Raw genomic sequence first — 25632 nt, forward strand, 5'->3', positions numbered from 1 at the left:
CCCCGACCGCCGGGGTGCCGACGCTCCGGCGTCGGTGGTGAGCACTAGGGTCAGAGACATGACGGCGACCCTTCGTGTGGTGATCGAGCAGGCATCGGCACAGTCCTTCTCGGACCAGGCCGCAGCAGGGCTCGAGACCGCGCGAGCCCTGGTGCGGATGGCACCGGACGGGTGCGAGGTCGCGGCGATCGTCCCGAACGGCGAGGCCGACCTGGCACCGCTGGTTCCGGGCCTGTCCAGCGTCCGCGTGGCACCCCTAGCCCGTCGTGAGCTCCTGGCCGCCTGGCAGCTCGGCGTGGCCCCTTCGACCGGCGGCGGGTTCATCCACTCGACCACTCTGGCGGCGCCGCTGGTGCGCCATGACCGGGTGAATGATGGGGATCAGACCGTGGTCACGCTCTGGGACCTGCGGCCGTGGGAGGCGGGTGCGGAGATGGCGCGCACGGCCGTCACCTGGAATCGCGCCATGCTCAAGCGTGCGGCGAAGCACGCGGATGCGATCGTGGTGCCGACCTTCGCGCACGCCGCCCGTCTCGATGAGGAATGGTCCTTCGGCGATCGCGTGCGTGTCGTGGCCGGGGCAGCTCCAGAATGGTTCGGCGAGCCCACCGACGCCGACGCCCGAGCCCGCGATCTGGCGCTTCCGGAGCGATACCTGATAACCGACGCGACCACGGCACCGTCCGACGGCCTCGCACAGACCTTCGCGGCGGCTGCTGCGCAGCTGCACGACGACCTCACGGTACTCGTCGTCGGTGTGCCGACTGACGAGGAGGGCGCCGTGCGCGACCTCGCATCCGCCGCGGGCATCCCCGAGCGCGCACTCCAGCTGCGTCCCACCCTGGATGCCGCCGACCGCGCTGTCGCGCTGTCGCGCTCGCAGCTGCTGGTGTCGGCTGTGAGCCGAACGACCTGGCCCTGGCGGGTGGTCGAGGCCCTCGCACTCGGCGTTGCCGTTGTCGCACTGGATACTCCGGCACATCGCGAGGTGATCGCGGACGGGGGAGTGCTCGCCGATGCCGACGGTCTTGCCGGCGCGGTCGCGGAGGTGCTCGCGGACACCGAGCGCTATCGCGTGCTCAGCGCGGACCGGGGACGCGCGTACTCCTGGGACAGCTCCGCCGAGCGCATCTGGCAACTGCACGCGGAACTCTGACACTGCACGCTGCGCATTCGTGAGCATTCATGGACGAAGATGTTCATATGCTTGCTGATGAGCGTCGTGAACGAATCCTGTCCGAACTGGCACTGCGAGGCGCGCTGCAGGTAGCTGACTTCGCGGCACGGATCGGCGTGTCCGGGATGACGCTGCGGCGTGATCTCACCCAGTTGGAGGCAGACGGTCAGCTCGTCCGCGTGCACGGCGGTGCGGTGTCGCCGCGGGAGTCCGGGGTGCGCGCTTCGACCCCGCTCGCGACGATCGGCGTCATCGTCCCCAGTGCCACCTACTACTACCAGGGCGTGGTGGAGGGCATTCGTCGAGCGGCATCGCGCAGTCGGTGCCGACTCGCGCTGGCGGTTTCCGATTACCGCAGCGACCGCGAGAGCGCGCAGGTGCGTCAGCTTGTGGCGCGCGGGGTGGACGGCCTGATCATCACTCCCGCGAACGCGGACTGGGAGGACACGTCGTTGCGGGATCTCCTCGGTGCGCAGAACATCCCGGTGACGATCGCCGAGCGCAGCATCGACCCGATGCGTCCGCTCGGACAGGTCGAATCCGTGCGCACGGACCATGAGGCCGGCGTGGCCCTCGCCGTGCAGCGTCTGCGCGACGCCGGGCACACCGGCATCGCCCTCGCCCTGCGGGCCGGCACCGCGACGTCGGTGTGGCTGCGTCGCGGCTTCGCTGCGGCACTCCGGCCGGAGGAACGCTCGTTCGTGACGGACCTGCCGCGCGACGCCAGCGGTCAGGCCACGGAACGGTCGCACCTCGTCGATCTCATCCACCGCTGCCAGGCCGAGAACATCCGCGGACTCATCGTCCTCACCGACGTGGACGCCATCGCGCTGGAGGAGGTGGCTCTGGAGCAGGGCGTGCGCATCCCGGAGGACCTGTCGGTGATCTCCTACGATGACGAGGTCGCGGGCCTCGCACCGGTGCCGCTCACCGCGATCTCGCCGCCGAAGCAGGAGCTGGGGGAGCGGGCGTTCGAGATGTGTCTGGCGCGCATTCACGGCTCGGGATCGGCGGCGCTGACGCGCAGCCTGCTGTTGCCGACCCTCGTGGAGCGCGACTCGGTGGGGCCGTATGTAACGGAACTATAGGCGTCGCCAAAAGGCGAAGAGCCTACGGGATAATCGCTCCCGATATCAAGACTAGAGTTGCACAACCGTTCTCGATAGCGTCGTGCCCATGAACGACGAAATCGCGAAATCCCCTCCGGGGATAACTCGCCGAAATGTGATTGCGTTGGGGATGGTGGCCGCGGGGGCGGCAGTAGTCGGGGGGAGAGTTCTTGATTCCGACGTCGCACATGCGGCGGTACTGTGGGGGCATCCATTCGCTTATCGCGCGACGGTGACATCGCCGTTTGGAATGCGCAATAACAAGATGCATGAGGGTGTCGACTACGGTGCCACGCAAGGAACCCCGATCTATGCCGTCGCTTCAGGTCAGGTGACTGACAGAGGGGTTCTCGGAACTGCGGGCGCTTACGGAAATGCATGTTTTATCTCACACGCGGAGGGGTGGTCAAGCCGATACGCCCACATGGTCGATCCTGCCGTCGTGAGCGTCGGTCAGCAAGTCCAGCGAGGTCAGTTGCTGGGGTATGTGGGGGAGACAGGGGTCGCCTACGGCGCACATCTCCACCTCGAAATCCGAACGCAGGGAACGCCTGTCGACCCTGTGCCCCTTGTGCAGAATGCCCCGCTTGCGGGGACTGCCATCGATGTTACCAATGCCACCCTTCTGGAAGATGATGATATGTCCATGCTCTATGCCGCCTCCGTTACCGGCGGAACCAAGTTGATCTTCGCCAACGCCGGACTTTTCTGGGTCGTTGATCAGTCAGCCTCAAATGAATGGGTTGCGACCGGGAATAATGTCGTCTGGCTCAGCGATTTCGTATTGACGAACCTCGTCAACGACGCTCGCGCGTCGAAATCGAAAGTGTCTGCTCCCGTGCTGCTGAAATTCCCGTCGGCCAGCAAGGTCGTCTATTGCGCACATGGCGGTGCGGTACTGCTCAGCCAACCCACGGGTGAAGAATACAAGAATCTTCGTGCGGCGGGGGTACCCGCAATTCGCGTGAGTGACGCGGGCGGAAACACAATTATCAACAACCTGCGCGCCGGTGTGAATTCCTGATCCCGGCACACTCGTCCCCGCTGCGGTTTCTCGCCGCAGTGGGGACGATGCGTGCGGTGTAGCTCGCGTTTCAGACGCGCATCAACTCGACGGCGCGCTTGCTGTCGCCGTCGAACGCCACCTGCCCGTCGCGGAGCAGAATGCCGCGTTCGCACAGGTCGGAGACCATGTCGAGGTCGTGCGAGACCACCACGAGCGACTTGCCCGCGGCGTGCAGCTCGCGAATGCGGGCAAGGCACTTCTTCTGGAACGGCTCGTCACCCACGGAGAGGATCTCATCGATCAGGAGGATGTCGACCTCGGTGTGGATGGCGACCGAAAACGCGAGGCGCAGGAACATGCCGGAGGAGTAGTGCTTGACCTCCGTGTCGATGAACTGCTCGATCTCGCTGAAGTCGACGATCGACTCGAAGCGCTCGTCGGTCTCCTTCTTCGACATGCCGAGGATGGCCGCGTTGAGATAGATGTTCTCGCGACCGGAGAGGTCGGGATGGAATCCGGCGCCGACCTCGATCAGCCCCGCCACGCGGCCGCGCGTGAGCACCTTGCCGGTGTCCGGCCGCAGCACGCCGGAGATCATCTTCAGCATCGTGGACTTGCCGGAGCCGTTGTAGCCCAGCAGGGCGACGGCCTCGCCTTCGCCGATCTCGAAGGAGACGCCGTCGAGCGCACGGAAGTCGGTCGTGAGCTTCTTGCGACGCAGCGCTGCGACGAAGGTCTCCTTGAAGGAGTGGGTGTGGCGCAGCAGGAACGACTTGCGGACGTCTTCCACGAGGATCCGCGGGGTCGACGATTCAGAGGTCCTGGGCAAAGCGCCCCTCCAGCTTCCGGAACACGAGTTCTCCGACGATGACCACCACGACCGACACGATCAGCGCGATGAGGCTGTGCAACCACAGATCCGGCAGCAGCGCGGCCGCGCCCGAGGCGGCGTCCCCCGGCGTCAGATGCGGATCCAGCGGAGCCCACAGGCCGTAGTGGAAGAGCTCGACCGCGATCGTGATGGGGTTCAGCATGTACAGCTGGAACAGCCAGTCGGGTACCTTGCTGGCCACCATCTCCCACTGGTACATCACCGGCGATGCCCAGACGGAGATCATCACGATGATCTCGACGAAGCTCTGCGCGTCCCGGAACGTCACGTTGACGGCACCGAACAGCATGCCGAGCCCGGTGGCGAGCAGGGCGATGATGATCAGGCCCACGAAGATCGCGGCGACCTGCGCCATCGTGGGCGCCCACCCGAAGAACAGGGCGATGACGATGACCACGACGATCTGCGGCAGCGTGTTCACCGCGGCCACGAGCGTGCTCGCGAGCGGGAACATCTGACGCGGGAAGTAGATCTTCTTGATGAGCGCGGCGTTGTCGATCAGCGAGCGGGTGCCGTTGGCGAACGACTCGTTGAAGAACGTGGTGATCGTGATGCCGGAGAGCAGGTAGATCGGATAGAAATCGATCCGGTCGTTCATCCCCATGAACATGCCGAGTGCGAAGTAGAAGACCAGGAACTGGATCAGCGGCTTCACGTACGACCACAGCCAGCCGAGGACGGATCCGCGGTAGCGGATGCCGACCTCCTTCTTCACGATGAGGCTCAGCAGGTAGTGCCGTCGGAAGGTCTCGATGAGCCCCGCGCTGCCGCCGGGCGCGACGAGGCGATCTTCTGCCGCTGTGGATTGGGACACGGGCGAGAGCACCTCCGTTCGCGTTCCCGGGTGCGAACGCCTGAACCATCATAGGTCGTGGGCTCTGGGTGGGTTGGCAGCATGCGCGGTGTGGCCCGCCGACCACTCAGACAGGCATCGGTAGGATCGCGGAAGGCGCGCCCTGTGCGTCTCGGAGAGGGAGAACGAATGGAATGGGCGTCGCTGCTGCTCGCGCTGGTCGTCGTGGCACTGGTGGTTCTGATTCCCGGGTCCGCTCTGGCCGGGGGACTGGGCATGCGGGGGCTCCGGCTGGTGGCCGTGAGCATTCCCGCGGGCGTGACCGTGATTGCGATGGCGTCACTTGTCGCGCCGGTTCTCGGTCTCTCCTGGGGGCTGCTGCCGGTGGTGATCACGACCGTCGCTCTGCTCGTCGTGGTGATCGCCCTGCGGTTGGTGCTCCGCGCCACCGTGGAGCGTCGCGGCGCTGACGCGCCCCGTGCGCCGCACCCGCGTCTCCCGCTGGCCGGCACGCTGGCGATCGTGGCCGCGATCGTCGTGATCCTCCTGCAGCTCGTGCTGGTCGTCGGACATCCGTCGAACTTCTCCCAGACCTTCGACAACATCTTCCACTTGAACGCCGTACGCTTCGCTCTGGACCACGGCAATGCCTCACCGCTGTTCATCGCGAAGATGACCAGCGGAATGGACGCGCCCGTCACGTTCTATCCGTCGGCGTGGCACGCGACGTCCGCACTCGTGATTCAGCTCACCGGCGTGAGCATCCCCGTCTCCTCGAACGCGGTGATGATGTTCTTCGCGGCGGTGGCATGGCCTGTGGGCATCATCACCCTGGTGCGAAGCCTGTGGGGCACCAGCGCCGTTCGCCTCGTCGTGGCTGCGATCGTGACGGTATCCATCCCGGCGTTCCCGCTGCTCATGGTGGAGTACGGGGTGCTGTTCCCCTACATGATGTCGCTGAGCCTCATCGCCGTGCCACTCGCGCTTCTGATCGACGTCCTGCGCGCCGCGCCGCGCCACCGATGGACGCTGCTGGTCGCCCTGCTCGGAACCCTCCCCGGGATCGTCGTGGCGCATCCGGGCGGCTTCGTCGCTGCGATCGTGTTCGCGACCGTGATCCTCCTGGTCGTCTGGATCGGAGCGCTGCGCCGCGCGCCGGCGGGCCGGACGCGAACCGGACTCATCGCCGCCGCGGTCGTCTACCTCGCCGTAGTGCTGCCCGCCTGGTACGTGCTGCGCCCCGCCGCGGAGGCTCGCACGTGGGAGCCGACGGAGACGGTCGGACAGGCGGTCGGCGAGATCCTCACGGCATCACCGTGGGGAACGGCAGTCAACTGGTCGGTGATGCTGCTCGCCACGGTGGGCCTCGTCGTCGCGGCACGGCGTCGCACGACGTCGGACTGGTTCGCGATGCTGATGTTCGCCGCCGCGGCCGTGCTCTACATCGCCGTCTCCGGTCTGCCCTACTGGGACCTGCGAGACCTGCTCGTGGGTGCCTGGTACAACAACGCTCCCCGTCTGGCCGCTCTCCTGCCCTTCGCATGGGTGCCGCTGGCCGCCGTGGGCGGAGAGCGGATCTGGGACTGGGTCCGGACGGTGCCCCGCCGCGGCCCGCTCCGGCTCGGTGCGGTTGCTGCGGTGGTGATCGTAGCGGTCCTGGTGCCCCAGGTGACGGTGATGCGTCATGCTGTCGGGGGCGCGCGCGACATGTTCCAGCTCACCGACGATTCCCCGGTCATCACCGAGGATGAGTTCGCCCTGCTGCAGCGGCTGCCAGAGGAGACCGATGCGACAGGAACCATCGTGGGCAGCCCCTGGACGGGCGTCGCGCTCGCGTACGCGCTGGAGGGTCGTCCGGTCATGATGCCCCACACCCTGATGCTCACCAACGCGGCGATGGATGACATCCTCGCCGGCCTCAACGACGCGGAGCCCGGATCGGAGACGTGCGCGGCCGTTGCGGAAGTCAACGCCGAGTACGTGCTGGACTTCGGCACGCAGGAAGTGAACAACGGCGAGCACGTGTTCCCCGGCCTGGAAGACCTGGACGAATCGCCGGCGGTCGAACTCATCGACAGCGTCGGCGACGTGAAGCTCTACCGCATCGTGGGCTGCGGCTGACCGCTGTACAGGCGTCAGACGGTGACGTCGGCACCCCGAGGATCGCGCAGCACCCGACGCAGCGCGAGGACCTGGTACGTCGCGACGATCGCTTCGGACACGGCGAGGGCGGTCGCCACGAAGAAGAGCTCTCCTGACCACGCCGCCAGCAGGATGAGCGGTGCGCCGATCGCAGCGCCCAGCACGGTGGACACCGCGAGCTCGCGGGTGTGCCCGAGGGCTGCGAGGCAGGCCAGCCCGACCACCGCGGAGACGCAGATGGCGGCGAACGCGACGCCGAGCGGGACGGCCACGCTGTACGACACGGACGCCTGGCCGCCGCTGAGCAGCAGAGTGAACGGCGGCATCAGCAGTGCCAGCCCGACGCCACCGATCACGCCGAGCAGGAGGGCGAGTCGGCCCGCGGTTCGGGCGCGGGCGCGGGTGTCTTCGCCGACCGCGGCGACCCAACCCTGGAAGTACTGGAGAACCGGGGAGAACGCCACGTTGGCGTACTTGAGGGTGCGATCAGCCAGTCCGTAGACGTCGGCGAAGGGACGGATGAACAGCGAGACCGCGAGGTAGGGGAGCGCCACATACAGACCGCTGGTCGCCGTGGTGAGGATGGCATGGCGCTGGCCGGACAGCGCGGCGCGCCAGTGCAGGGGCGGCTCCAGCGATTCGTCGCCAGCGTCTCGGCGGATGACGATCCCCGAGATCACGACGGCGGCGGCGTAGCCGGCGGCCTGACACACCAGGTAGGTCCACATCTGTGCCGTGATGAGCACGGCGATTGCTCCCGCGAACGTCCCGAGCAGGCCGGGCAGCGCGTCAAACAGGACCAGGCGGCGGGGCTTTCCCTCGCCCACGAAGTACCAGGACGCGGCCAGACCTGGGATCAGGTACGTCAGCGTGGCGAGAACGCCCCCCGTCAGGTCGCCGCGCGTGATCAGCGTCGCCACCACGGCCGCGATCGGGGTGACGATCAGGAAGAGCACCGAGCGCACGCGCAGCGATTGCAGATACAGCGCTGGGCGCTGCGCAACAGGGGAGCCTGCGATCATCGCAGCGCCGGTGGCCCCCCAGCCGAAGAGGACGAAGATTACCGCCAGGCCGGCGACCACCTGGCCCACGAGCATGTTCGCCCATTCTTCGCCGCCGACCCTGCGGAACAGGATGGCGGTCGCGATGAAGCCCACGAGTGTGCTCGCCACCACGACGATCGTGAAGCCGCTCACCTTGCGAAGCCCGGCGAATCGAGGCGCGTGCGTCACAGGGACTCCCATCGATGAAATGCGCCGATCAGTCTACGGGCACCCTCTGGCGGGATCTGTGAGTCGGCGCGGTGGCCGCGGGTCACTTCGGGATGTCGCTGCCGATGCGGTACCAGCGAAGATCCGCAGCCGAGAGAGACTCGACCGCGGGGATCGTCCCGCCGTTCAGACGCAGCATGGCGGCAACCGACGGGATGGTGCGAAGTTGCCCGCCCTGCACGTAGAAGACGCGCGCGTCGCCGAAGCTCACGAACGTCCCATCGGCGTAGATCATGGGGCCGGTGCTGAGGAAGCGGACGGCGTCGACACCCCAGCCGATCTGGATGCCCGCCCGTGCTCCCGCATACTGACGCAGCGCGTCCGGGTTCTGAATGTGGCGGAGCACGCCGGACTCGAGGGCGTAGATCGCGTCTCCGCCGAGTTCCTTGATGAGAACGGGGGCGACGACGACGCCGGCCACCTTCGTGATCGTCGCGCAGACGCTCGCACTCGGCTTCACCGGAAGAGAGCCGAAGTTGACCTTCGACGTTCGTGTCAGGCCGACTCCCGACGCGATGTAGGTGACGCCGGAGCACGTGAGCACTGGGCTGAGCGGCACCGTGCTCTTGGTATAGCGCGACAGGACGCCATCCGGGTAGACGATCGTCGAGGTCGGCACCATGCCCATCGCGATGACTGTGCCCCATGCGGGAACGGGAATGAGCGTGGTATCGGTTCCCGCGAGGTAGACGGCTGCCTGGCTGCGCTCTTTGACGAGACTCCCGGCGGTGAGGATCGGAATGCCTGTACGGAACCGGTCCACCGTGGCCTGCGGCAGGGCGACCGGGGCCTGCCCTCGTGTTGCCGGATCCGCCGCCCAGGCGCCGAGGGAGGTGTACCCGCGCTTGGCGTTGTTCTCCCACTTGTACAGCGTGCCGTCAAGGTCGGAGCGGAAGAGGTCGCCCACCGGGGGGCCTGCGGGATACTTGTCCACCTGCGCCGGGTCGAGCGGTGTGTAGCCGTCCATCCGGAAGCCGTAGCGCGTGACGAGCTCAGCGCTGGGAAGCCATCGGCTGGTCCCGTCCGGCTGCAGCAGCATCATCGAGCCGGTGCGGGCATCGCGGACGAATCGGGTCGCTCGGGGGCCGGTGGGGATCGCGGAGATCGCGGACGAGGAGACGACCTGTGTCGCGCCCAGTCGCGAGGTGAAGACAGCGAGATCCTCTGGATTGGCGAGGGGGCGCTTCGCTCCCGCCGAGATCAGGTAGACGGTGGCGGAGCCCTCCGCGCGCACGAGAGAGTCGAGCGGTCCGGTTGTGCCTCCGCCTCCCTGCGTCGATCCGAACCACTGGGTGAAGTACAGGTAGAAGTTGCGGTTGCCGTAGCTGGAGCAGCCGTCACCCTCGCCGTAGCCGGCGTTCAGGGCGGCGCGGTTGGGCTGGTAGGGCGTGTAGTAGTACAGCGCAGACGTCGCCTTGTTGGAGATGTACACCGGTGCCGTGCCGCAGCTGGCGTTCGGGTGCCAGTAGATATTGGACGTGCGCCCGGCGGGGTAGTAGGTGAAGTACCGCCCCTCCATGTAGATGTTCATCTGACGCGCCGCGCCGTAGATCTGGTAGAAGAATCCGGCGAAGGCGGGGTCGCAGGGCGCGGTGTCGGGGCATCCCTGACCGAGGGCCATGTCGTAGCGCCACTGGCTCGGCCAGGTGTGAGTGACCAGACCCTGCTCCTTCTGGAGCATGACGATCAGCACCTGCGGGTTGATGTTGCAGGACTGCGAGACCTTGGCGATGATCGTGGCCGCGGATTCGTTCGCCGCGCCCGAGTATCCGCTGCAGTAGGAGTCCGCCGCACGGTTGGGCGTGTTCTGTCGGTAGTCCTTCAAGCACGTGTACCCGGACTGGCAGGAGGAGACCATGTTGCGGAAGAACGTGTCGATCGCGGATGCCGACATCGTGTTCTTGTTCGTGAACGTCGCGTCGTTGATGATGTTGCCGGCCTGGAATCCGGCAACGGCCGCCGACGCCTCGGCAAGGGTCGCGGAGAACGCCGCGGCGGCCGCGATGGCTGCCCCTCCAGTCGTGCTGGGTGAAGGCGTCGGGCTCGGTGTGTCAGTGGCCTCGGGAGCGGGCATCTCGACGTCTTCCGGCGTCGTGGGCTCCGGAGACGGCGACGCGGTGTCCGTGTCGGTGGGAGTCGGAGTTGGCGTCGGCGTCTCGAACGTGGGGGACTCGCTCGGGGCGGGCGCGGACGCGCTGGCCGCGGGGTCCGGTGTCGACTGGGCGAGGGCCGGCTGCGCGGCCAACAGAGAGAGGCACAGCGCTGCCGACGCGAGTGCCGCGACGAAGGCGCGACGAAGGGTGGGGGGCGTCGGAGTCACTGGCCCATTCTGACCGAAAGTGACAGATGATGCCACTGTTACTGCTGTGACTGGCGTTGCTGATGAGTGTGCCACGCGCTCAGATCGCAGGCGCGGAGCGCCGACGCGTGTCGGCGCGGGGTTCTCGCAGGGGCCGTATGACACCATGGAACCGTGAAGGGCATCATTCTCGCCGGGGGATCCGGCACGCGACTGCATCCGATCACGCTGGGCGTGTCGAAGCAGCTGGTTCCGGTCTACGACAAGCCGATGGTCTACTACCCGCTGTCGACCCTGATGCTCGCGGGAATCCGCGAGATCCTGGTGATCACCACCCCGCATGACGCGGCTCATTTCGAGCGGCTGCTGGGAGACGGGTCCCAGTTCGGCATCTCCATCACCTTCGCCGTGCAACCCTCGCCGGACGGGCTCGCGCAGGCCTTCACCATCGGTGCCGACTTCATCGGCGATGACTCCGTCGCCCTGGTGCTCGGTGACAACCTGCTCTACGGCCCAGGCCTCGGCACGCGCCTGCAGCGCTTCGCGGACATCGACGGTGGTGCGGTCTTCGCGTACTGGGTTGCGGAGCCGGAGGCGTACGGCGTCGTGGAATTCGACGCCGACGGCAACGCCATCTCCCTCGAGGAGAAGCCTGCCGAGCCGAAGAGCAACTACGCCGTGCCTGGTCTGTACTTCTACGACAACGACGTGGTCGAGATCGCCCGCAACCTGCAGCCGTCCGCGCGTGGCGAGTACGAGATCACGGACGTCAACCGTGAGTACCTGAGCCGCGGCAAGCTGCAGGTGGAGGTGCTCCCGCGGGGTACGGCGTGGCTGGACACCGGAACCTTCGATCAGATGACCGACGCGGCCGACTACGTCCGCACCATGGAGCGTCGTACCTCGATGAAGATCGGAGCCCCCGAGGAAGTGGCCTGGCGACAGGGGTTCCTCACCGACGACCAGCTGCGCGAGCGGGCCGAGAAGCTCGTGAAGAGCGGCTACGGCACCTACCTGCTGGAACTTCTGAAGAGAGCACACGCATGACCCGTCTCCTCGTGACCGGCGGTGCCGGATTCATCGGATCGAACTTCGTCCACTACATGGTGGAGAACTCCGACGACCACATCACCGTGCTGGACGCGCTGACGTACGCCGGCAACCGCGCATCGCTCGACGGCCTGCCGAAGGACCGGGTGCGCTTCGTGCACGGCGACATCACCGATGCCGAACTCGTCGACGAGCTGTTCGCCGACGTCGACGCGGTCGTGCACTATGCCGCGGAGAGCCACAACGATAACTCGCTGCACAGCCCGCGTCCGTTCCTGGACACGAACATCGTGGGGACCTACACGCTGCTGGAGGCGGCGCGCAAGCACGATCGCCGATTCCACCACATCTCCACCGACGAGGTGTACGGCGACCTGGAGCTGGATGACCCGCAGCGCTTCACCGAGCAGACGCCATACAACCCGTCGTCGCCGTACTCGTCCACGAAGGCCGGATCCGACCTGCTCGTGCGCGCGTGGGTTCGCTCGTTCGGCGTTCGCGCCACGATCTCGAACTGCTCGAACAACTACGGGCCCTACCAGCACGTCGAGAAGTTCATCCCGCGCCAGATCACCAATGTGATCCGCGGCATTCGTCCCAAGCTGTACGGTGCGGGCGAGAACGTGCGCGACTGGATCCACGCCAACGATCACTCGTCGGCGGTCGCGACCATCCTGGAGAAGGGCGTCATCGGCGAGACCTACCTCATCGGTGCCGACGGCGAGCGCAACAACAAGGACGTCGTCGAGCTGATCCTGGAGACCATGGGACAGCCGCGTGACGCGTACGACCACGTCACCGACCGTGCCGGCCACGACCTGCGCTACGCGATCGATTCCACAAAGCTGCGCACCGAGCTCGGCTGGACGCCCAGCTTCTCCGACTTCGAGAGCGGCCTGGCGGCGACGATCGACTGGTACCGCGAGAACGAAAGCTGGTGGGCGCCGGCCAAGGACGCCACCGAGGCGTTCTACGCCAGCAAGGGTCAGTGAGATGACGGAGTACGGCAAGGCGCTCTCGATCGTCGAGACGCCGATCCCGGGGCTCGTCGTGATGGAGCTTCCCGTGCACGGCGACGCTCGCGGCTGGTTCAAGGAGAACTGGCAGCGCGAGAAGATGACGGCGCTGGGCCTGCCCGATTTCGGGCCGGTGCAGAACAACGTCTCCTTCAACGACGCCGTGGGCACAACGCGTGGCATCCACGCCGAGCCGTGGGATAAGTGGGTCTCCGTCGCCACCGGACGCATCTTCGGTGCGTGGGTGGACCTGCGGGAGGGGCCGAGCTTCGGCACGGTGTTCACCACCGAGCTGGATCCGTCGCGCGCGATCTTCGTTCCGCGTGGGGTGGGCAACTCGTACCAGACGCTCGAGCCGGACACCGCGTACACCTACCTGGTAAACGACCACTGGTCCCCGAACGCGTCGTACTCGTTCCTGAACCTGGCCGATGAGACCGCCGCCATCGACTGGCCGATCCCGCTGGCCGACGTGGAGATCAGCGAGAAGGACAAGAATCATCCGCGGCTGGCCGATGTCACCCCGATTCCGCCCAAGCGGATTCTCGTGCTCGGCGCTGGGGGACAGCTCGGGCTGGCGCTGCGCGCCGCCTATGCTGGCGCGGATCACGTCGAATTCGCCGGTCGGGCAGACCTCGACGTCACGGCACCCGGGCTGCGGGAGGCGCGCCGCTGGCGCGACTACGGCGCGATCATCAACGCCGCCGCCTACACCGCCGTCGACACGGCGGAATCCGAGGGCCGCGCCGATGCCTGGTCCGCGAACGCCACCGCGGTGGCGAATCTCGCCGCCGTTGCGACCGAATACGGCATCACCCTGGTGCACGTGTCGAGCGACTACGTGTTCGACGGCACCAAGGCTGGTGCGTACACGGAGGAGGACGCTTTCGCGCCCCTCGGCGTGTACGGGCAGACGAAGGCCGCCGGAGACATCGCCGCAGCCACGGCACCGCGCCACTACATCGTCCGCACCTCGTGGGTGATCGGCGAGGGCAAGAACTTCGTGCGCACGATGGCATCGCTCGCGGAGCGGGGTGTCGACCCGAAGGTGGTGGACGATCAGATCGGCCGCCTCACCTTCACGTCCGATATCGCCGCAGCGATCCGGCACCTGCTCGAGTCCTCTGCACCGTTCGGCACGTACAACGTCACCGGTGCCGGGGACGCAGCCTCGTGGGCGGCGATCGCGCGGGCCGTGTTCTCCGCAGTCGGCGCGGATCCGGCGCGCATCACGGGAGTCAGCACCGCGGAGTACTTCGCATCGGCGACCACGCCGGTCTCGCCGCGTCCCGCCAACAGCGTTCTCGCACTGGACAAGGTCACGGCAGCGGGGTTCGTACCCTCCGACTGGCGTGACGCACTGCGATCCTCTCTCGGCGCGGGAACGGACACATGAGACCCGACAGCGATCGCGTTCTGGTCATCGTTCCCGCGTGGAACGAGGCTCGTGGTGTTGCTGACACCGTCCGTGAGATCCAGGCCGTAGACGCCGCCTATGACGTGGTCGTCGTGGACGACGGCTCGTCCGATGGGACCGCCGCCGTGTCACGGGCCGCCGGTGCCGAAGTGCTGGTGCTTCCGTTCAACCTCGGCGTGGGCGGGGCGATGCGCGCGGGCTTCACCTACGCTCAGCGGCGCGGCTATCGGCGCGCCGTTCAGGTGGACGCCGACGGACAGCACAACCCCGCCGACATCGCCTCGGTGCTGTCTGGCCTCGAACACGCGGACATCTCCATCGGCGCGCGTTTCGCCGATGTCGGCGACTACTCCGTGCGCGGGCCGCGACGCTGGGCGATGGTGTTCCTCGCCGGCGTGGTCGGGCGGGTGGCCGGAACTCGGCTGACCGACGTCACGAGCGGATTCCGTGCGGCGGGCCCCCGAGCCATCGATCAGTACGTGCGGTACTACCCGGCGGAGTATCTCGGGGACACGCTCGACTCCCTGGTGGCCGCCGTACGCGAGGGTCTCGTGGTGACGCAGGTTCCCGTCGCTATGCGTCCGCGTCAGCACGGAACGCCGAGCCAGGGGGCGTGGGGATCCACCGTCTACCTGCTGCGTTCCGGATTCGCCCTGGTGCTGGCGCTGTTGCGCCCGAAGCGCCGCGATCGTCGGGGAGGGGACGAATGATCGTCCTGCTGGGTACGGCGCTGGCCGTCGCCATCATCGTCGGCGTCATGTGGATGCTGCTCACGCGCCGCATGCGGGAGAAGTATGCGGTGCTCTGGCTGCTGCTGGGGCTCGTGCTGCTCGTGCTGGGCCTCTTCCCGGGTCTCCTGGAGTCAGCCACGCGCGTGCTGGGTGTGCAGCTTCCGGTGAACCTGTTGTTCGCGGCGGCGATCGCCGTTCTGCTGGGTGTGTCGCTGCACGTGTCGTGGGAGCTCTCGCAGAGCGAGGACGAGGCACGGCGATTGGCCGAGGAAGTCGCGATCCTGGGGCTGCGAGTGGACGCACTTGAGCGAGCAGCGGACGCACAGCAGTCGAGCGGCGGATCGGACGCCGATCCCCGGCCCTCCAGTGAGTCACCCAAAACCACAGACTGATCTCATCTTCACGGAAACAGGCCCGACCGCAGCAGCGGTCGGGCCTGTTTCCGTCAGCGCGAATCAGCGGAACATGTGACGCAGCAGCGCGCGGGGGGAGCCGGCGTCGGCCTTCGCCGCCTTGATCAGCAGCGATGCGGCATTCAAGCGAGAAGTGAGGTGACGCCGGGCCACGCGGGCCGCACGACGCCACCCGAGCGCGTCGAAGCTGCGCGCCTCCGTGTTGAAGAAGTCGCGCTCTTCATCGAAGCGGCGCCCGTCAAGCGCGCGAACCGAGGAGTCCGACTGCGAGTGGCGCCGGTAGTCGAAGACGACATCAGTCAGGAGAGCCATGCTGCCGCCCTGCTTGACGATGTCGAGGATCAAAGCGAGGTCCTGCACGACGTCGAGTCCCTGACGGAAACCGATGCGACGGACAGTCTCGCTTCGCCACGCCAGGGAGGGGAAGTACGCCCAGTCGCCGCGCATCAGGCTCGCCGCGAGTCGCTCGCCGCCGAGGACCTCGCCAGGAGGCGTGACGCGGGGGGTGATGGCGCGCTTGATCCGATCGACGAGAGGCAGCACGCGCACGCCGTTCTCATCGATCACCTCGACGCCGGGCTGGACGATGTCGACATCGAAGCGCTCCACGGCCGTCGCCACCGCGGCCAGGTAGCCGGGCCGCATGACGTCGTCGGCACCCATCATGACGAACCACTCCGCCTCGACAAGCTCCACTGCCTTGCGGTAGTTGCCGTTGGCACCGAGGTTCTTCTCGTTGCGCAGGTAGGTCACGCGATCGTCGGTCATCGCCTCGAACCAGCGACGCGGCTCCGGATCGGGGTAGCCGTCGTCGATCACCACAAGGCGGAAGTCCCGGTGCGTCTGGTCCAGAACGCTCTGCGCGGCCTGCTTCATTTGGTCGACGTCCCCGTAGTAGGGGAGCATCACGTCGATCACAGTGGTCAAGAGTCCTCCTCGCGACGATGAACCACGCCGAAGTTATAGTCTAGATGGTCGGTGTCAGCCGACTATCGAACGGAGCCGTGACCCGCGTGGAATCGAACACCCCGAGGATCAGCGTCTGCATGGCGGCGTACAACGGTGCCCGCTACATCCGCGAACAGCTCGATTCGATCCTTCGTCAGCTCGACGTTCACGACGAGGTCGTCATCGTCGATGACCGCTCGAGCGATGACACCGTCGCCGTGATCGAGTCGATGCGCGATCCCCGCATCCGCGTGCTCCGCAGCGCCTCCAACCAGGGGTACGTCCGCGCGTTCGAACGCGCCATCGGGGAAGCGCGGGGGGAGATCATCTTCCTGTCCGATCAGGACGATCTGTGGGTGGACGGGCGTGTGCAGCTCATGGCGAACGCGCTGACCGATGCAGAGCTGGTGGTCTCGAACTTCTCCACGTTCGGGGGCCCGATCACCGCTGTGCAGTCCAAACGCCTCAGCGCCTCGACCAGCACGCATCATCTTCGCAACATCCTGCTGCTGTGGATCGGTGTGCGCCTGTACTTCGGATGCTGCATGGCGTTCCGCTCCGAGATGCGCGAGCGCCTGCTGCCCTTCCCGTCGTACCTCAACGAGACCCACGATCAGTGGATCGGCTACGTCGCGAACGCTGACGGATCCGTGCGTCACCTGTCCGAGGACACGGTTTCGCGTCGGATCCACGACAACAACGCCACCGTGAAGTCGGCGCGCTCGCTTCCGGTGATCCTGGCCGCCCGCGTGCGCACCGGACGAGCGATCCTCGAGGCATGGCGTCGACGCGCGCGACGCCGCCGTTGAGTTCGCGCCGCTGAGTTCGCTCAGCCCCGGGAACGGAGGCGGAACACGCCCCCGAGCACCCACCCTGTGAAGTACTCCACCAGGCTGCGCGGTGAGACATCCCCGCGGCGAGCGGCTCGCACCGTCGCGCGCAGCGTTCGCCAGAACCGGCGATTCGGGCCGTAGAGCGCCAGGACTCGAGCCAGGTCAGGCGTGTCGAGCGGAAGACGCGCCCCGAGGGCGACCATCATGGTCTCTCGCCATCCGACGCCGACGTTGTAGGTCACGCGTGCCACGGCGCGTGGGGACAGCGACGCCTCATAGCGACCGACGATGCGCTTGACGGTCTGCCACGATCGGAAGGGATTGAACCGCTCCGATCGCGCTTCGCCAATCACGTTGCCGTCGTGCTGCACATAGTCCTGCACGATGTCCGGGATCACGCGCGCACCGCCGCGGAAATGGGCCACCACGGCCAGCCAGTGATCATGCACCTCGGCCGGTGTGGGAAGCCGGGGGAAGGGGAGCGCGCTCTCCAGCACCTCGGCGCGGAAGAGCATCATGCCCCCGGTGTACTGGTTGTTGAGGATGTAGTCGTCGATCGGGACATCGCGTCGCCCCGTCGTCTCGGAGACCACGGCACCGGACGGGTAGCGCACGACCCGGGCCTGGGCCGCGACTGCCGCGACCTCCGTCAGGTGCGGGATCATCGTGGCCAGTTTGGTGGGCAGCCAGTAGTCGTCCTGATCGCTCAGCGCGACCCAGGCTGCATCCGACGGCACGGAGCGCAGGCCGCGTTCGAAGTTGCCGTAGAACCCGAGTCGTTCCTCGTAGCCGGCGACCTCGAACCGCGAGTCGTCGCCCACGGCCTCGCGCAGGAGGTCGACAACGCCTTCAGGACCACCGTCCGCCGTGATGATGCAGCGCCAATCCGTGATCGTCTGGTCGCGGATCGAACGGACTTGACGGGCGAACAGCTCCGGGTCCGGTTGGTAGGCGGCGAGCACGATGAACCCGGTACCCGCGTCGGGGCCACCGGGCGTCTCGGCGCGGGAAGATCTCATGGCGTCGGTCCTTCGTCTCGGGATGTCCAGCCTAATCGGGGACGGACATCGCGCTTCGCCGCCGTGGGTGGCGACTCTCTCGGCGACATGCCCGGCGCGCCGAACCAGGGAGCTGCCGACCAGCCGGTGCACCAGGGAATATCCTGTGAGGTGCCTATGCCCGCAGGCACGGGGATCATCGAAGGAAGCCTGTGACAACGACGCACACGCCGGCGCAGAGCCGTGCCGAGGCTCGGCAGCGCGCTGCGCGAGCTTTCCGCCTGGACGTGCAGGCACTGCGGGCCGTCGCGATCGCCGCGGTGGTGGCCAATCACTTCTGGCCGCAGCTGATCACCGGCGGCTATGTGGGTGTCGACATCTTCTTCGTGATCTCCGGGTTCCTCATCACCTCCCATCTTGAGCGCGAGATCGTCCGTGACGGGCGGGTGCGTCTGGGCAGGTTCTACGCGCGGCGGATCCGTCGTCTGCTGCCCGCCGCGGGGCTCGTGCTCATCCTGAGCGCGGTGGGTGCGTTCCTCTTTCTTCCCTATCCGCGGTGGATCGACAACGCCACGCAGATCCTGGCCAGCGCGACGTACGTGGAGAACTGGGTGCTGGCCGCGCAGTCGATCAACTACTCCGCCCACAACGCGGCGGCGAGCGCGGTTCAGCACTACTGGTCCCTGTCGGTGGAGGAGCAGTTCTACCTGCTCTGGCCGGTGCTGTTCACGATGGCGGCCGTTGCCGGCGCGCGGATCTGGCCACGCACGTCGGTGCGCACGCGGCTCTGGATCGTCGTTCTCTCGGTCGCCGCGATCTCGTTGACGGCCTCGGTCATTTACACCGAGCGGTCTGCCCCGCAGGCGTACTTTGTGACGTTCACCCGCGCGTGGCAGTTCGCCGTCGGCGCCGTGGTGGCGCTGCTCGCACATCGCATCCGTCTGACCCGGGGCGCGGCAGGCATTCTCTCCGGCATCGGCTTCGCCGGACTCCTCGCCGCCATCGTGATCTACTCCGAGCACACGCCCTACCCGGGAACCGCCGCACTGCTGCCGGTGCTTGCCACGGCGCTGGTCATCGTCGCGGGGACCGGGCAGACGCGATCACTGCCCGTGATCGGGCCGGTCCTGGCAGCTCGTCCCGTGCAGTGGCTCGGCGACGTCTCCTACTCCCTCTACCTCTGGCACTGGCCGCTGCTGGTCATCGTGCCGCTCGCGATCGGAGTGCCGCTGGACGGCATCGCGACCGTGGGCATCATCGCCCTGGCCCTCGTGCTCGCCTGGATCACGCGACGACTCGTCGAGGTGCCCATCCAACGGTGGACGTGGTGGGCCGGATCCACCCGCCGTGCCGTGCGGGGAATGTTGGCCATCGTGGTCGTGGTGGCGCTGGCCGTCGTGCCGCTGCTGATCGGCGGCGTGGTGCGGACATCGGCCGCAGACGCCGACGCGGAGGGGATCCCCGCCGCGGATGGCTGCTTCGGACCCGCCGCACTCATGAACCCGGCGGCGGGGTGCGATGCGCAGATCGCTGTGGCGGATCCGGTCGTGCCCCCGCAGGCTGCCTACTACGCGCTCGCGCCGGAGTGCGGGGAGCTGGACGAGCGCTACGCGATGGATGATCGCCTGACCACGCGCCGGTGCGACTTCAGTGTCGGCGAACCGGGGCTCCGCGCCTGGCTGGTGGGTGACTCGCACGCCGAACAATGGCAGAGCCCGCTGTTCGAACTCGCTCGTGCGGGCGGGTGGGACCTGACGATCTCCTCCTTCGCGGGATGCCCCATCGCCGATGTCGAGTTCCGCGGCTTTCGGGAGGGATGGGCAGCGCCGGACAACGAGCGCTGCATGCGCTGGGCGGACGAGGTGACATCCGGAATCGAGAGCGAGCGACCCGATGTCGTGTTCACCACCATGACGACGCGTCAGGAGCGTGTCGATGACGGCAGCGGCACATCCGAGTACGATCAGTATGTGGCGGGCTTGGATCGCACGTGGTCACGCTGGGCGGACGCAGGGGTGCTGGTCATTCCGATCGTCGATGTCCCTTACAACGCGGATGTTCGTCCGCCCGAATGCCTGCTCACCTCGGCCGCGGCGCCGGAGGACTGTGCTCGTCCGCGCTCGGACGCGCTGCCGCACGACCCGATCAGCGCGGCCGCCGCCCAGCGCGGGCTTGCGACGATCGATCTGACCGACGCGTTCTGCGATTCGGAGCAGTGCTTCGCCGCCGTGGGTGGGATGCCCGTGTACTTCGACAACGATCACGTCTCCGGTCCCTTCGCTCGAGCGCTGGAACCCTGGTTCCGCGGCGCGGTCCAGGGGATCCTCAGTGCCGGTGGGATAGACTCGGCAGGCTTATGACCTCGATCGGGTGCGCCCTGCGCCCGCTTGTGTCCTGAAATCATCTGAAGAGAATCGGTAGTTCATGGATCTTCTCGTCGTCGGCTCCGGCCTGTTCGGACTCACCATCGCAGAGCGCGCGGCCGCCGCCGGTCGCAAGGTGACGATCATCGATCGACGCCACCACCTCGGTGGGAACGCCTACAGCGAGGCAGAGCCCATCACGGGTATCGAGGTTCACCGCTACGGTGCGCACCTCTTCCACACGTCCAACGAGACGGTCTGGGAGTACGTCAACCGATTCACGAAGTTCACCAACTACGTGCACCGCGTGTACTCCACGCACAAGGGCGTCGTCTACCCGCTGCCCATCAACCTCGGCACCATCAACCAGTTCTTCAACGCGGCGTACACGCCGGACGAGGCCCGCGCGCTCATCGCCGAGCAGGCCGGCGAATTCGAGGCGCACACCGCCAAGAACCTGGAGGAGCGTGGCATCGGCCTCATCGGTCGCCCGCTGTTCGAGGCGTTCATCAAGGACTACACCGCGAAGCAGTGGCAGACCGACGCGCGCGAGCTGCCGGCGTCGATCATCAGCCGACTCCCGGTGCGCTACACGTACGACAACCGCTACTTCAACGACACCCACGAGGGTCTGCCCGTGGACGGCTACACCGCGTGGATGGAGCGGATGGCCGACCACAAGAACATCGAGGTCAAGCTCAACGTCGACTTCTTCGACGAGTCGCAGGAGTTCAACAAGAAGGCCACGGTCGGTCAGGTCCCGATCGTCTACACCGGCCCGGTGGACCGGTACTTTGACTACGCCGAGGGTGCGCTCAGCTGGCGCACGATCGACCTCAAGGAAGAGGTCCTCGACATCGGCGACTTCCAGGGAACGTCGGTCATGAACTACCCCGATGCCGATGTTCCGTACACGCGCATCCACGAGTTCAAGCACTTCCACCCGGAGCGCGCCGAGCTCTATCCGAAGGACAAGACGGTCATCCACCGCGAGTACTCGCGATTCGCCACGCGCGATGACGAGCCGTACTACCCCGTCAACACGGCAGCCGACCGCGACGGGCTGCTGGCCTACCGCGAGCTGGGCAAGGACGAGAAGGATGTGCACTTCGGTGGACGCCTCGGCACCTACCAGTACCTCGACATGCACATGGCCATCGGCTCCGCGCTGTCGATGTGGAACAACCAGCTCGCCTAGGAGGCGTAATCCGTGACGAACGGCACGACCAGCAACTATGTGACCGTCAACCACGTGGTGTTCCCCGTGGAGGACGTGGCCGAGGTCTCGGCACTGTACCTGGACACCGGCACGGGTGACGGTTCGCAGCCGGGTGAGGCGTACGACGTCGTGGACCGACGCTCGATCCGCGTCTTCGCCCACCGGCGCGTCTCGACGGCCAGCTTCTTCAACGCGTTCCCCGCCAGCTATTGGCAGCACTGGACGAGCGTGCGGACGGTGCGCCTCAGCGTGACCTTCGCGGGCAAGGGTCTGGTGTCGGTGTTCAAGTCGAGCGCCCGCGGTCGCTCGTCGGCGGTGGCATCGAAGCAGTTCTCCGATGAGACGGTCACGTTCGATCTGCCCGTGTCGTCCTTCATCGACGGCGGCTATTACTGGTTCGACATCGCCGCCGGTGAGGACACAGTGATGCTCACCAGCGCGGAATGGTCCGTGCCGGCGGCAGAGGGCTGGACGCCCGGCAAAGCGACCGTCGGTATCACCACCTTCAACCGCACGTCCTACTGCCTGCGCCAGATCCGTACGGTCGGTGAGAACCCCGACATCGCGGATGTGCTGGATCGGCTTGTCGTGGTCGACCAGGGCACGCAGCTCGTGCAGGACGAGGCCGACTTCCCGTCGGCCGCCGCGGCGCTGGGTGATCGGCTCGCCGTCATCCGCCAGCCGAACCTGGGCGGCTCCGGTGGTTTCTCGCGCGCCATGATGGAGTCGCTCGACAGCGAGGACAGCCGCTATGTGCTGCTGCTGGACGATGACGCCATCTCCGAGCCGGAAGCCATCTTCCGCGCGGTTCGCTTCGCCGATTTCGGTGACCGTCCCACGATCGTCGGCGGCGGAATGCTGCACCTGGACGACCGTTCTGTGCTCTACACGCGTGGTGAGGTCTGGTCGCCGAACAAGAGCTGGATGGCACCGTCCGGTGCCAGCGAGTACGACCACGACTTCGCCGAGGAACCGCTGCGCGAGGAAGCGGATCTGCACCGCTATCTCGGTGCCGACTTCAACGGCTGGTGGATGTGCCTGATCCCCACCGCCGTCGTTCGGGAGATCGGACTCTCGCTGCCCGTCTTCCTCAAGTTCGACGACATCGAGTTCTCACTCCGTGCGCGCGAGCACGGCTATCCGACGGTGTGTCTGCCCGGCGTGGCCGTCTGGCACATGGCGTGGCACGACAAGGACCCGACGCGGACGTGGGAGGAGTACTTCATCCACCGCAACCGTGTGATCACCGGTCTGCTTCACTCGCACGTCAAGCGTGGCGGGTATCTGCCGCTGCACGCGTTCCTCGGTGACATCAAGCTGCTCTTCATGCTGCAGTACTCGGCCGTGCGGTTGCGGCACGAGGCACTGCGGGATGTCTTCCGTGGTCCCCACCAGCTGCCGTCGCAGTTGGCCACGCGTCAGGCCGAGATCCGCGCTCTGCGTGAGGACTACGTGGACGCGCACGTCGACAGCGATCTCGCCGCCCTGCCGCCGGTGCGCCGCTCATCGCGCGTGTTCCTGGGTGCAGTGAGACGCCCGACGAACCCAATCGCGACGCTCACTCTTGCGTTGCGTGTCGGCGTCCGTCAGCTCCTGGTCAAGGAATCTGCGGGCAGCAAGCGCAACCCCGAACGAGTGATCCCGGCACCGGATATCACCTGGTGGCGCTTCGCCGACATCGACTCTGCGCTCGTGACGGCACCGGACGGAAACGGCGTGGCGTGGTACCAGCGCGACCGCGCCACGATGCGTCGCTCGCTGCTGCGCAGCATGCGGCTCAACCTGAAGCTGTGGCGTGACTGGGACAAGCTGGCCTCGACGTACGGGGCGTCGCTCGCGGACATCACCTCCGAGCGCAGCTGGCGTGAGGTCTTCGGCGTTTCGAATCAGACGGGGTCGGGTGCAGAGGACACCAACACGTTGAAGGTATGACGGGCGATACTCAACTGAGTTCTCCCGCGGCGCGCACGTCCGAGAAGGCGTCGTACCGCTTCGATCTGGATGGCCTGCGAGCGTTCGCCATCATTCTGGTCGTCATCTACCACGTGTGGGTGGGGCGCGTCTCGGGCGGCGTGGACGTGTTCCTGCTGCTGTCGGCGTATTTCATGACGGCGTCCCTGGTCCGCCGCGCGGACGCTGGGCGCGGCGTTGGTCTCGGCAGCTTCTACGCCAAGCGGTTCTGGCGACTGGTTCCGGCCGCCGCGGCGACCATCGCCGCCACCCTGATCACGGTGTTCTTCGTGTTCCCTCCCTCGATGTGGAACGCGGCCTGGGAGCAGGGACGTGCGTCGCTGTTCTACTTCCAGAACTGGGAGCTGGCGCTGAACAGCGTGGACTACTACGCGCGTGATGCGAATTCCGTCACACCCTTTCTGCACTTCTGGTCCCTGTCCATCCAGATGCAGGTGTTCCTGCTCTGGCCGCTGCTCATCATGCTGTGCTGGGGTATCGCCCGGCTGCTGCGCCGCCGCGTTGCCCCGGTGGCCCTGGTCGTCTTCCTTCTCGTGTTCGGGGCCTCGCTGGCGTACTCGGTCATCACGACGCAGCAGAACCAGGCCTTCGCGTACTTCGACACCGGTGCCCGCCTGTGGGAGTTCGCGATCGGCTCCCTTCTGGCACTGATTCCCGCGTCGTTCGTGCTGCCACGATGGGTCGCAGAGATCCTCGGATGGCTGGGGATCCTCGCGATCCTCACCTGCGGCATCGTGCTGGACGTCTCCGGTGGCTTCCCGGGATATCTGGCACTGTGGCCGACGCTCGCCGCGGCGGCGATCATCCTCGCGGGGCGCGCGCGAACGACCTTCACTGTCTTCCTCGGCTCGCTTCCGCTGCGGTGGCTGGGGCGAATCGCCTACGCGCTCTACCTCGTTCACTGGCCGTTGCTCACGACATGGATCGTGGTCACCGGGGAGAACCCCGACCTGGCGCAGGGCGCCGGGATCATCGGCGCCGCGTTCGTGCTGGCCATCGTTCTGTACTACGCCATCGAGCGACCGCTGGGGCAGTGGAAGTGGCCCTCGGCGCTGCCGTGGCGCTCCTACTTCGCGACAGCGGTGATCGTCGGTCTCGTGGCGGTGCCGAACTACGCGTGGCAGCTCGACACCGAGTACCGTGCTGCCGCGGTGCAGGCGGCCGCCGAGGCTGCCTTCCAGGATGACTTCGAGCCCACTCAGCCCATCGACACTCTGATCCCCGCGGGCGCGGCTCTGGACGCGGAATGGGTTCATCTCGATGAGCCCACCTGCTCGGGAGCGCTGGAGCCCGCTGGCGCGATGGCACGAGAGCACTGCAGCGAGAACACCGGAAACGACGGCGATCCCCGGGTGATCTTCGTTGGTGACTCACACGCTGAACAGTGGATGGGCGCCGTGCTTCCTTCGGTGGAAGCATCGCCGATCAAGGTGACGGCCAATCTGCTCGGAGGGTGCGTCTTCGCGCCGGATGCTCCGGACAATCCGCGAGAGCAGTGCCGCGAGTGGAACGCGCAGGTGTACGACGACATCCTGCAGTCGCCGCCGGCCGTCGTTGTCATGATGGCCACACGCGCTGTTCCGGATTCACCGGAAGAGGCGCTGGTTCCCGGCCTGGAGACGACGGTGGAGACCCTGACCAGCAGCGGCAGCCAGGTCATCCTCATCCGCGACAATCCCCGCTTCACCGAGAACATGTACCAGTGTGCGGAGCAGAATCTCGCCGACCCGACCGTGTGCAGCCGGTTGAAGTCCGACGTGCTCGCCGCCGAGAACCCGGCGGCGTTCCTGGCCGAGGAGGAGGGCGTGCATGTCATCGACATGAGTTCCTACCTCTGTCCGGATGACATCTGCCCTGCCACCTTCGGCGACCTCGCGATCTACCTCGACGACAACCACCTGACATGGACGTTCGCGGAGCGCCTGTCCACCACGTTCGCACGAGAGCTCGAGCTCACCGGATTCGCGTGGCCCTCGGCCTAGAC

The 25632-nt window shown here is 66.8% G+C and carries 20 protein-coding genes; 14 read left to right on the forward strand and 6 right to left on the reverse strand.

Annotated elements, in window-relative coordinates; translation table 11 throughout:
* Nucleotides 1-58 precede the first annotated feature (58 nt).
* The 3 genes from ABTV68_RS05595 (at nucleotide 59) to ABTV68_RS05605 (ending at nucleotide 3310) form a co-directional block, all read left to right on the forward strand.
* A complete protein-coding gene (locus tag ABTV68_RS05595) occupies nucleotides 59-1156 on the forward strand; it encodes a glycosyltransferase (protein ID WP_433676632.1) in 1098 nt (365 codons plus the stop codon).
* Between the two features lie 47 nt (nucleotides 1157-1203).
* A complete protein-coding gene (locus tag ABTV68_RS05600) occupies nucleotides 1204-2265 on the forward strand; it encodes a substrate-binding domain-containing protein (RefSeq protein ID WP_433676633.1) in 1062 nt (353 codons plus the stop codon).
* 88 nt (nucleotides 2266-2353) lie between these two features.
* Nucleotides 2354-3310 carry a M23 family metallopeptidase gene (locus tag ABTV68_RS05605; protein ID WP_433676634.1) on the forward strand — a complete coding sequence of 319 codons (957 nt, stop codon included), beginning with the start codon at nucleotides 2354-2356 and terminating at the stop codon, nucleotides 3308-3310.
* Between the two features lie 70 nt (nucleotides 3311-3380).
* Here the strand turns inward: ABTV68_RS05605 and ABTV68_RS05610 are convergent, their stop codons facing one another.
* The gene (locus ABTV68_RS05610) at nucleotides 3381-4121 is read right to left on the reverse strand and encodes an ABC transporter ATP-binding protein (protein WP_433676636.1); all 741 of its coding nucleotides are present in this window, start codon (nucleotides 4119-4121) and stop codon (nucleotides 3381-3383) included.
* On the reverse strand, nucleotides 4105-4998 hold the full coding sequence (locus ABTV68_RS05615; protein ID WP_433676637.1) for an ABC transporter permease: 894 nt from the start codon (nucleotides 4996-4998) through the stop codon (nucleotides 4105-4107). Before ABTV68_RS05615 ends, ABTV68_RS05610 begins: the two co-directional genes overlap by 17 nt.
* A gap of 168 nt (nucleotides 4999-5166) precedes the next feature.
* Between ABTV68_RS05615 and ABTV68_RS05620 the strand changes: the two genes are divergently transcribed.
* Nucleotides 5167-7098 carry a DUF6541 family protein gene (locus tag ABTV68_RS05620; RefSeq protein ID WP_433676638.1) on the forward strand — a complete coding sequence of 644 codons (1932 nt, stop codon included), beginning with the start codon at nucleotides 5167-5169 and terminating at the stop codon, nucleotides 7096-7098.
* A 14-nt stretch (nucleotides 7099-7112) separates the two neighbouring features.
* Here ABTV68_RS05620 and ABTV68_RS05625 read toward each other — a convergent pair whose 3' ends face one another.
* Nucleotides 7113-8351 carry a hypothetical protein gene (locus ABTV68_RS05625; RefSeq protein ID WP_433676639.1) on the reverse strand — a complete coding sequence of 413 codons (1239 nt, stop codon included), beginning with the start codon at nucleotides 8349-8351 and terminating at the stop codon, nucleotides 7113-7115.
* Nucleotides 8352-8433: 82 nt separating this feature from the next.
* Nucleotides 8434-10710, reverse strand: coding sequence for a hypothetical protein (locus ABTV68_RS05630; protein WP_433676640.1), 2277 nt, complete (start codon nucleotides 10708-10710; stop codon nucleotides 8434-8436).
* A gap of 153 nt (nucleotides 10711-10863) precedes the next feature.
* Between ABTV68_RS05630 and rfbA the strand changes: the two genes are divergently transcribed.
* From rfbA to ABTV68_RS05655, 5 genes are read left to right on the forward strand one after another with little or no spacing between them, the layout of a single operon-like run.
* The gene (gene rfbA, locus ABTV68_RS05635; protein ID WP_433676641.1) at nucleotides 10864-11736 is read left to right on the forward strand and encodes a glucose-1-phosphate thymidylyltransferase RfbA; all 873 of its coding nucleotides are present in this window, start codon (nucleotides 10864-10866) and stop codon (nucleotides 11734-11736) included.
* A complete protein-coding gene (rfbB, locus tag ABTV68_RS05640; protein ID WP_433676642.1) occupies nucleotides 11733-12731 on the forward strand; it encodes a dTDP-glucose 4,6-dehydratase in 999 nt (332 codons plus the stop codon). The genes rfbA and rfbB overlap by 4 nt, the downstream gene beginning before the upstream one ends.
* Before the next feature lies 1 nt (nucleotide 12732).
* Entirely contained in the window at nucleotides 12733-14151 is a 1419-nt protein-coding gene (gene rfbD, locus ABTV68_RS05645) for a dTDP-4-dehydrorhamnose reductase (protein WP_433676643.1), read from the forward strand.
* Entirely contained in the window at nucleotides 14148-14882 is a 735-nt protein-coding gene (locus ABTV68_RS05650; protein ID WP_433676644.1) for a glycosyltransferase family 2 protein, read from the forward strand. Before rfbD ends, ABTV68_RS05650 begins: the two co-directional genes overlap by 4 nt.
* Nucleotides 14879-15295 carry a DUF2304 domain-containing protein gene (locus ABTV68_RS05655; protein ID WP_433676645.1) on the forward strand — a complete coding sequence of 139 codons (417 nt, stop codon included), beginning with the start codon at nucleotides 14879-14881 and terminating at the stop codon, nucleotides 15293-15295. Before ABTV68_RS05650 ends, ABTV68_RS05655 begins: the two co-directional genes overlap by 4 nt.
* A gap of 63 nt (nucleotides 15296-15358) precedes the next feature.
* Here ABTV68_RS05655 and ABTV68_RS05660 read toward each other — a convergent pair whose 3' ends face one another.
* The gene (locus ABTV68_RS05660) at nucleotides 15359-16222 is read right to left on the reverse strand and encodes a glycosyltransferase family 2 protein (RefSeq protein ID WP_433677554.1); all 864 of its coding nucleotides are present in this window, start codon (nucleotides 16220-16222) and stop codon (nucleotides 15359-15361) included.
* A gap of 65 nt (nucleotides 16223-16287) precedes the next feature.
* Between ABTV68_RS05660 and ABTV68_RS05665 the strand changes: the two genes are divergently transcribed.
* Complete coding sequence (locus ABTV68_RS05665) at nucleotides 16288-17073, forward strand: glycosyltransferase (protein WP_433676646.1); 786 nt, start codon at nucleotides 16288-16290, stop codon at nucleotides 17071-17073.
* 20 nt (nucleotides 17074-17093) lie between these two features.
* On the opposite strand, the gene ABTV68_RS05670 is transcribed toward ABTV68_RS05665, so the two are convergent.
* A complete protein-coding gene (locus tag ABTV68_RS05670) occupies nucleotides 17094-18116 on the reverse strand; it encodes a glycosyltransferase (protein WP_433676647.1) in 1023 nt (340 codons plus the stop codon).
* A gap of 191 nt (nucleotides 18117-18307) precedes the next feature.
* Here ABTV68_RS05670 and ABTV68_RS05675 point away from each other — a divergent pair, with 191 nt between their 5' ends.
* From ABTV68_RS05675 to ABTV68_RS05690, 4 genes are all read left to right on the forward strand, one after another.
* The gene (locus tag ABTV68_RS05675; RefSeq protein WP_433676648.1) at nucleotides 18308-20455 is read left to right on the forward strand and encodes an acyltransferase family protein; all 2148 of its coding nucleotides are present in this window, start codon (nucleotides 18308-18310) and stop codon (nucleotides 20453-20455) included.
* Nucleotides 20456-20519: 64 nt separating this feature from the next.
* Nucleotides 20520-21656, forward strand: coding sequence for a UDP-galactopyranose mutase (gene glf, locus ABTV68_RS05680; RefSeq protein ID WP_433676649.1), 1137 nt, complete (start codon nucleotides 20520-20522; stop codon nucleotides 21654-21656).
* A gap of 12 nt (nucleotides 21657-21668) precedes the next feature.
* Nucleotides 21669-23609, forward strand: a complete 1941-nt coding sequence (locus ABTV68_RS05685) for a glycosyltransferase (RefSeq protein WP_433676650.1) — start codon at nucleotides 21669-21671, stop codon at nucleotides 23607-23609.
* Entirely contained in the window at nucleotides 23606-25630 is a 2025-nt protein-coding gene (locus ABTV68_RS05690; RefSeq protein ID WP_433676651.1) for an acyltransferase family protein, read from the forward strand. The genes ABTV68_RS05685 and ABTV68_RS05690 overlap by 4 nt, the downstream gene beginning before the upstream one ends.
* The last annotated feature ends 2 nt before the right edge of the window (nucleotides 25631-25632 follow it).

It is taken from the genome of Microbacterium gorillae (assembly GCF_050990725.1).
Classification (GTDB): Bacteria; Actinomycetota; Actinomycetes; order Actinomycetales; family Microbacteriaceae; genus Microbacterium; species Microbacterium gorillae_A.

Excerpts from the sequence above, each read along its gene's own strand:
- ABTV68_RS05595 (WP_433676632.1), top strand. The coding sequence starts at position 59 with ATGACGGCGACCCTTCGTGTGGTGATCGAGCAGGCATCGGCACAGTCC.
- ABTV68_RS05600 (WP_433676633.1), top strand. The coding sequence starts at position 1,204 with ATGCTTGCTGATGAGCGTCGTGAACGAATCCTGTCCGAACTGGCACTG.
- ABTV68_RS05605 (WP_433676634.1), top strand. The coding sequence starts at position 2,354 with ATGAACGACGAAATCGCGAAATCCCCTCCGGGGATAACTCGCCGAAAT.
- ABTV68_RS05620 (WP_433676638.1), top strand. The coding sequence starts at position 5,167 with ATGGAATGGGCGTCGCTGCTGCTCGCGCTGGTCGTCGTGGCACTGGTG.
- rfbB (WP_433676642.1), top strand. The coding sequence starts at position 11,733 with ATGACCCGTCTCCTCGTGACCGGCGGTGCCGGATTCATCGGATCGAAC.
- rfbD (WP_433676643.1), top strand. The coding sequence starts at position 12,733 with ATGACGGAGTACGGCAAGGCGCTCTCGATCGTCGAGACGCCGATCCCG.
- ABTV68_RS05650 (WP_433676644.1), top strand. The coding sequence starts at position 14,148 with ATGAGACCCGACAGCGATCGCGTTCTGGTCATCGTTCCCGCGTGGAAC.
- ABTV68_RS05655 (WP_433676645.1), top strand. The coding sequence starts at position 14,879 with ATGATCGTCCTGCTGGGTACGGCGCTGGCCGTCGCCATCATCGTCGGC.
- ABTV68_RS05660 (WP_433677554.1), bottom strand. The coding sequence starts at position 16,222 with ATGCTCCCCTACTACGGGGACGTCGACCAAATGAAGCAGGCCGCGCAG.
- ABTV68_RS05665 (WP_433676646.1), top strand. The coding sequence starts at position 16,288 with ATGGTCGGTGTCAGCCGACTATCGAACGGAGCCGTGACCCGCGTGGAA.
- ABTV68_RS05670 (WP_433676647.1), bottom strand. The coding sequence starts at position 18,116 with ATGAGATCTTCCCGCGCCGAGACGCCCGGTGGCCCCGACGCGGGTACC.
- glf (WP_433676649.1), top strand. The coding sequence starts at position 20,520 with ATGGATCTTCTCGTCGTCGGCTCCGGCCTGTTCGGACTCACCATCGCA.
- ABTV68_RS05690 (WP_433676651.1), top strand. The coding sequence starts at position 23,606 with ATGACGGGCGATACTCAACTGAGTTCTCCCGCGGCGCGCACGTCCGAG.